5 protein-coding genes and 1 pseudogene are annotated in these 6,860 nt (G+C 68.8%); all 6 read left to right on the forward strand.

Annotated features, from left to right (window positions below; translation table 11 throughout):
* The first annotated feature begins 180 nt into the window (after positions 1 to 180).
* Positions 181 to 1,242 (forward strand): putative 2-aminoethylphosphonate ABC transporter ATP-binding protein, encoded by a 1,062-nt coding sequence (locus P3W75_RS18150; protein ID WP_276228704.1) that lies wholly within the window; start codon positions 181 to 183, stop codon positions 1,240 to 1,242.
* Between the two features lies 1 nt (position 1,243).
* Positions 1,244 to 2,956 (forward strand): putative 2-aminoethylphosphonate ABC transporter permease subunit, encoded by a 1,713-nt coding sequence (locus P3W75_RS18155; protein WP_276228705.1) that lies wholly within the window; start codon positions 1,244 to 1,246, stop codon positions 2,954 to 2,956.
* Positions 2,957 to 3,017: 61 nt separating this feature from the next.
* The gene (locus tag P3W75_RS18160; protein ID WP_276228706.1) at positions 3,018 to 4,040 is read left to right on the forward strand and encodes a putative 2-aminoethylphosphonate ABC transporter substrate-binding protein; all 1,023 of its coding nucleotides are present in this window, start codon (positions 3,018 to 3,020) and stop codon (positions 4,038 to 4,040) included.
* A gap of 198 nt (positions 4,041 to 4,238) precedes the next feature.
* Complete coding sequence (locus P3W75_RS18165) at positions 4,239 to 5,369, forward strand: TIGR03364 family FAD-dependent oxidoreductase (RefSeq protein WP_276228707.1); 1,131 nt, start codon at positions 4,239 to 4,241, stop codon at positions 5,367 to 5,369.
* A gap of 111 nt (positions 5,370 to 5,480) precedes the next feature.
* Positions 5,481 to 6,500: a transporter gene (locus P3W75_RS18170; RefSeq protein ID WP_276228708.1), complete on the forward strand. Its 1,020-nt coding sequence runs from the start codon at positions 5,481 to 5,483 to the stop codon at positions 6,498 to 6,500.
* A 73-nt stretch (positions 6,501 to 6,573) separates the two neighbouring features.
* Positions 6,574 to 6,860, forward strand: a pseudogene (locus P3W75_RS18175) (polyphosphate kinase 2); the annotation flags it as partial.

Genomic DNA, 6,860 nt, shown 5'->3' on the forward strand with positions numbered 1-6,860 from the left:
GCATGGCGCATGGGATCTCCACCCGCTCCTGCAAAAAGCCTTTCGCCATCGCAAGTCTGCCTATACCTCTATCGGCGCAGTTGCGTCCGTCGCAACAGAGTCTTCGCATTGGCTGCCTAGCATGACCCTCCATCGAGCCACGCGGCCCACCGTCGCGGGCAGGCTGCAAGAGGTTCCGTCATGCACGACTCCACCATCACCGGCACCCCGCTGCGGGTCCGGGACATGCACAAGCGCTTCGGCCAGTTCGCCGCCCTCGACGGCGTGTCGCTGGACGTCGAGGGCGGCGAACTGGTTTGCCTGCTCGGCCCCTCCGGTTGTGGCAAGACCACCCTGCTGCGCTGCATCGCCGGGCTGGAGCGCCAGGACGGCGGGGTCATCCACATCGGCGCGCGCGACGTCTCGCGGCTGCCGCCGCAGGCCCGCGACTACGGCATCCTGTTCCAGTCCTACGCGCTCTTCCCCAACCTCAGCGTCGAGCAGAACGTCGCCTACGGCCTGACCGGCGCCAGCCGCGAGGAAGCCCGCCAGCGCGTCGGCGAGATGCTCGAACTGGTGGGCCTCACCGGCAGCGAGAAGAAATACCCCGGCCAGCTCTCCGGCGGCCAGCAGCAACGCGTGGCCATGGCCCGCGCGCTGGCCCCGGCGCCGTCGCTGCTGCTGCTCGACGAGCCGATGTCGGCCCTCGACGCCCGCGTCCGCGAGCACCTGTGCGACGAGCTGCGCCAACTGCAGAAGCGTCTCGGCATCACCACCCTGATGGTCACCCACAACCAGGACGAAGCCATGCTGATGGCCGACCGCATCGCCGTGATGAACCACGGCAAGGTCGAGCAGTACGGCAGCGCCCAGGAGATCTACGGCGCCCCGGCCACGCCCTTCGTCGCCGAGTTCGTCGGCCAGGGCAACTGGCTGCCCTTCGAGCGCGGCGCCGATGGTCTGGCGCGGGTCGGCGGCCTCAGCCTGCGCCTGCACGGCGAGCGCGCCGGCGCCGCCCATGGCCGGCTGTTCTGCCGCCCGGAGGCGATCGGCATCAACCCGGCGGTGCACCAGGAGAACCTGTTTCGCGCCCAGGTCCGCGAGATCACCTTCCTCGGCAACCGCTGCCGCATGAGCTTCGAGCTGCACGAGCTGCCCGGCCACGCGCTGCTCGCCGAGTTGGCCCCGGAGCAGATGCCGCGCCTGGGCAGCGCCGACATCTGGGTGTCGCTGCCGCCGCAGAGCCTGCAGGTGTTCGCCTGAGATGGAGGCCGCAGTGAAATTCGAGCCGAGCCTGGCCGCCGGCACGCTGCGCGGCGACCTGGGCGACCGTCTGTTCATCCTCGGCGGCAAGCTCCTGCTGCTGCTCCTGCTGACCCTCGCGGTGCTGCTGCCGCTGCTGGCGATCTTCTGGCGCGGCTTCAGCGGCGCGCAAGGGCAGGGCGGCGGCCTGGCGGCCATGGCCGAGCTGCTGGCCAGCGCCAACTTCCACTGGCTGCTGGGCAACAGCCTGAAGGTCTCGCTGAGCGTGGCGGCGCTCGTCGTGCCGCTGGCCTATGGCTTCGCCTACGCCCTGCAACGCACGCTGATCCCGGCCAAGGGCCTGTGGCGTGGCGTCTCGCTGCTGCCGCTGCTGGCGCCGTCGATGCTGCCGGGCATCGCGCTGATCTACCTGTTCGGCAACCAGGGCCTGCTGCGCAGTTGGGTGCCGGACAACATCTACGGCTTCTGGGGCATCGTCCTCGGCGAGGCCATCTACACCTTCCCGCATGCGCTGATGATCCTCCTCTCGGCGCTGTCGCTGGCCGACGCGCGGCTGTTCGACGCCGCCTCGAGCATGGGCGCCAGCCCTTGGAAGGCCTTCCGCAGCATCACCTGGCCGGCTTCGCGGCAGGGCGTGTTCGCCGCCTTCTGCCTGGTGTTCACCCTGACCATCACCGACTTCGGCGTGCCCGTGGTGGTCGGTGGCGACTACCAGGTGCTGGCGCTGGAGGCCTACAAGGCGGTGGTCGGCCAGCAGCAGTTCGGCCGTGGTGCGCAGATCGGCATGCTCCTGCTGCTGCCGGCGCTGCTGAGTTTCGCGGTGGATGCCTGGTTGCGTCGGCGCCAGGGCGACGTCATGAGTGGCCGCGCCCAGGTGTTCCAGCCCAAGCCTTCGCGCCGCCGCGACGTCGCCTACCTGGCGCTGGTGCTGGCGGTCAGCGTGGTGATCCTCGGCGTGCTGGGCATGGCCGTGTACTCCTCGCTGGTGAAGTTCTGGCCGTACAACCTGTCGCTGTCGCTGCGTCACTACGCCTTCGAGGAAACCGCCGGCGGTGGCTGGCTGGCCTACCGCAACAGCCTGACCCTGGCCTGTTGCACCGCGCTGTTCGGCGGCGTGCTGATCTTCACCGGCGCCTACCTGCTGGAGAAGACCCGCGAGCAGGCCTGGTTGAACCAGCTGCTGCGCATGCTCTGCTTCGTGCCGATGGCGGTGCCCGGCCTGGTCCTGGGCCTGGGCTACGTATTCTTCTTCAACCTGCCGGGCAACCCGCTGCACGTGTTCTACGGCAGCATGGCCCTGCTGGTGGTGTGCACCATCGCGCACTACCTGACCACTGCGCAGATGACCGCCACCACCGCGCTGCGCCAGCTCGACGGCGAGTTCGAGGCCGCCGCGCTGTCGCTGAAGATGCCGCTGTGGCGCCACTACCTGAAGGTGACCCTGCCGATCTGCCTGCCGGCGCTGCTGGACATCGTCCGCTACCTGTTCGTCTCGGCGATGACCACGGTGTCGGCGGCGATCTTCCTCTACAGCCCGGACAGCATCCTCGCCGCCGTCGCCGTGCTGAACATGGACGACGCCGGCAACGTCGGCGGCGCCGCCGCCATGTCCACCCTGATCCTGCTCACCTCCGCCGCCGCCTCGATCGTCCTGGCCCTGGCCTCGCGCGGCCTGCTGCGCCGGTCCCAAGCCTGGCGCCGGGGCGCGCATTGAACACCCCCGACCGCTTGCTGCACTTCGCATCCCGCTGACTCACTCATCCAAGGAGCGCACCATGTTCAAACGTCTCGCCTTCGCCGCCGCCGTGCTCGCCGGTTTCAGCCTGCACGCCAGCGCCGCCACCGAACTGACCGTCTACACCGCGCTGGAGCCGGAGCAGCTGAACGCCTACAAGCAGGCCTTCGAGAAGCAGAACCCGGACATCGAGATCAAGTGGGTGCGCGATTCCACCGGCATCGTCACCGCCAAGCTGCTGGCCGAGAAGGACCGCCCGCAGGCCGACGTGGTCTGGGGCCTGGCCGCCTCCAGCCTGGCCATCCTCGACCAGCAGGGCATGCTCGAAACCTACGCGCCCAAGGACCTGGCGGCGATCGGCAAGAACTACCGCGACCCGGCCAACCCGCCAGCCTGGGTGGGCATGGACGTGTGGGCCGCGACCATCTGCTTCAACACCGTAGAGGCCGAGAAGCAGGGCCTGGAGAAACCGATCAGCTGGCAGGACCTGACCAAGCCCGAGTACAAGGGCAAGATCGTCATGCCCAACCCGGCGTCCTCCGGCACCGGCTTCCTCGACGTCTCCGCCTGGCTGCAGACCTTCGGCGAGAAACAGGGCTGGGCCTACATGGACGCCCTGCACGAGAACATCGGCCAGTACGTCCATTCCGGTTCCAAGCCGTGCAAGCTGGCCGCCGCTGGCGAGTTCCCGATCGGCATCTCCTTCGAATACCCGGCCGTGCAGCTCAAGCGCCAGGGCGCGCCGCTGGACATCGTGCTGCCGAAGGAAGGCCTGGGCTGGGAAATCGAAGCCACCGGCATCGTCAAGGGCACCCAGCACCTGGACGCGGCGAAGAAACTCGCCGACTTCTCCGCCAGCCCCGCCGCCATGGAGCTGTACAAGGACAACTTCGCCGTGCTGGCCCAGCCGGGCATCGCCAAGCCGCAGACCGAACTGCCGGCGGACTACGAGCAGCGCCTGATCAAGAACGACTTCGCCTGGGCTTCGAAGAACCGCGACAGCATCCTGAGCGAGTGGCGCAAGCGCTACGACGGCAAGTCGGAGAAGGTGGCGCAGCAGTAACTCCCTGTCGCCGCGGCTCCCTCTCCCCAACCCTCTCCCTGAAGGGCGAGGGGGCTGTTCGGCGCGCTGGATCGACGCTGGTGTTCGCCTGATGTGTCAGGAATAACTCCACGGCATCTTACGGCAGAGGAAGGTTCCCTCTCCCTTCAGGGAGAGGGCTGGGGAGAGGGGCTCTTCCGCGCCTGAAGGATCATTGAAATGCCCCAGCAACACACCGACATCGCTATCATCGGCGCCGGCATCCTCGGCCTGTCCCACGCCTACGCCGCCGCCCGACGCGGCCTGCGCGTGCGGGTCTTCGAACGGACCGCCACGCCGCTCGGCGCCTCCATCCGCAACTTCGGCCAGGCCCTGGTCGGCGGCCAGCCGCCGGGCGTCATGCTCGACCTGGCCCGCGCCAGCCGCCCGCTGTGGGCCGAGTGGGCCGAGCGCGCCGGCTTTTCCATCCGCCGCAACGGCTCGCTGCTGTTCGCCCGCAGCGAGGCCGAGGAAAACCTGCTGGAAGCCTTCTGCGCCGGCCGCGCGAAGGAGCACGGCTACCGCGCCGAACTGCTTCGCGGCAAGGCGCTGGATGCGCTCTACGGCGGCGCCTTCAGCCGGCACCGCGCGGCGCTGCACAGCCTCGACGACCAGCAGCTGTATTCCCGCGAGGCGCTGCCGACGCTGATCGACTGGCTGCGCCGCGAACTGAACGTGGAGTTCCATTTCTCCACCCTGGTCCGCGACATCGAGCCGGGCCGGCTGCGTACCACCGCCGGCGAATTCCGCGCCGGGCAGATCGTCGTCTGTTCCGGCCACGACTACCAGACCCTGTTCGCCGAGCAGCTGGCCGCGCTGAAACCGCAGGTGTGCCGCCTGCAGATGCTGCGCGCGCGCCCCGAGCGCGACCTCGGCCTGGGCCACGCGCTGCTCACCGGGTTGAGCTGCGTACACTACGGCGCCTTCGCCGACCTGCCGGAGGCCCAGGCCATCCACGCGCAGATCCGCCGCGAGACACCGGCGCTGGAGACCCACGGCATCCACCTGCTGATCAGCCCGACGCCCCATGGCGAGCTGATCATCGGCGACTCCCACGACTACGGCAGCGACGCCTCGCCGTTCAATGCCGAGGCGGTGGATCGGCTGATGCTCGACCTGGCCGAGGACACCCTGGGCATGCGCGTCGAGGTCATCGAGCGCTGGCAGGGCGTGTACGGCGCGCGCGGCCCGGCGCCGTTCTCCGTGCTGCGGGTGGAGGAGGGCGTCAGCGCTGTGCTGATGCATACCGGCGTGGGCATGAGCGTGGGCCCGGCGCTGGGCGAGCGGAGCATCGCCGCGCTGTTCGGCTGAGGCGCCTGTCATCGCACTGTCATCGTTATGGCACCGGAACGTCATGCCGGCCTGCTAAGCAGGAAGGTCGCCGGCCCGGCCCAGGGCGATGCCACATTTCAGCGAGCGCGCATGAACCAACGCTTTACCCAGGACCCCTGGGATTCCGACCTGTTCGGGCTGCTCTACGGCTTCCGCTTTCGCTGCGGCGAACGCGGCCAGGAACTGGACTCCAGCGCCGCGTTGCGCTGGCTGGAGGCGCCGGGGGAGGGCGAGGACTTCGTCTGGCTGCACCTGAACCTGGCCCACGCCGCCTGCGAGCGCTGGATGAAGAGCCACCTCGGGTTGCCCGAGAGCTTCTTCGAAACCCTGCGCGAAGGCTCGCGCTCGACGCGCATCGAGCACGTCGAGGGGGCCTTGCTGGCGGTGGTCAACGACGTGGTGTTCAACTTCGGCAGCGTTTCCTCCGACGTCGCCACCCTGTGGGTCTGCGCGCGCCAGCGCCTGCTGGTGACCGCGCGCATGCAGCCGCTGCGCTCGGTGGATCGCCTGCGTTCCTCGGTCAAGCATGGCGAGTGCTTCCGCTCGCCGGTCGAACTGCTCGGGCACCTGCTGCGCGACCAGGGCGACATCCTCACCCAGATCGTCCGCGAGACCACCGTGGGCGTCGACCGCATCGAGGACCGCCTGCTGTCGCAGAACCTCTCCGACAACCGCGCCGACCTCGGCGCCATGCGCCGCGTGCTGGTGCGCCTGCAGCGCCTGCTGGCGCTGGAGCCGGGCTCGCTGCTGCGCCTGCTGAACCGGCCGCCGGAGTGGCTGCAGGAGGCCGACGTGCGCGACCTGCGCGAGGCCACCGAGGAGTTCTCCGTGGTGATCAGCGACCTCACCTCGCTGGGCGAACGCATCAAGTTGCTGCAGGAAGAGATCGCCGCGCAGCTCAACGAGCAGAGCAACCGTACCCTGTTCACCCTGACCGTGGTCACGGTGCTGGCGCTGCCGATCAACATAGTCGCCGGCTTCTTCGGCATGAACGTCGGCGGCATTCCGCTGGCGGAGAACCCGCACGGCTTCTGGTTGCTGGTGATGCTGGTGGCCAGCTTCACCCTGCTGGCCTGGCGCTGGGCGTTCCGCAAGCGCAACGATGGCTGAGCCGCTGTCACCGGTCTGACACCGACGCGGCCTAGGCTGGCGGCACACGCATTCCGCCAGCGAGGCCCCGGCCATGTCCCTGAGCAATGACAACCTGATCCGCCGCATTCACCGCGAACTCCTCGACCACAGCGACGAGGAACTGGAGCTGGAACTGCTGGAGGACGTGCGCAACATCGACGAACTGTTCGACGCGCACATCCCCGACGGCGACGAGGAGAAGATCGCCCGGCGCCGCTACTTCAGCGAGTTGTTCCGCCTGCAGGGCGAGTTGGTGAAGCTGCAGAGCTGGGTGGTGAAGACCGGGCACAAGGTGGTCATTCTCTTCGAAGGCCGCGACGCGGCGGGCAAGGGCGGGGT

This window comes from Pseudomonas citronellolis, assembly GCF_029335315.1.
Classification (GTDB): domain Bacteria; phylum Pseudomonadota; class Gammaproteobacteria; order Pseudomonadales; family Pseudomonadaceae; genus Pseudomonas; species Pseudomonas citronellolis_A.

Bases quoted from the DNA above. Each gene is read 5' to 3' on its own strand.
- P3W75_RS18150 (WP_276228704.1), top strand. From the start codon at position 181: ATGCACGACTCCACCATCACCGGCACCCCGCTGCGGGTCCGGGACATG.
- P3W75_RS18155 (WP_276228705.1), top strand. From the start codon at position 1,244: ATGGAGGCCGCAGTGAAATTCGAGCCGAGCCTGGCCGCCGGCACGCTG.
- P3W75_RS18160 (WP_276228706.1), top strand. From the start codon at position 3,018: ATGTTCAAACGTCTCGCCTTCGCCGCCGCCGTGCTCGCCGGTTTCAGC.
- P3W75_RS18165 (WP_276228707.1), top strand. From the start codon at position 4,239: ATGCCCCAGCAACACACCGACATCGCTATCATCGGCGCCGGCATCCTC.
- P3W75_RS18170 (WP_276228708.1), top strand. From the start codon at position 5,481: ATGAACCAACGCTTTACCCAGGACCCCTGGGATTCCGACCTGTTCGGG.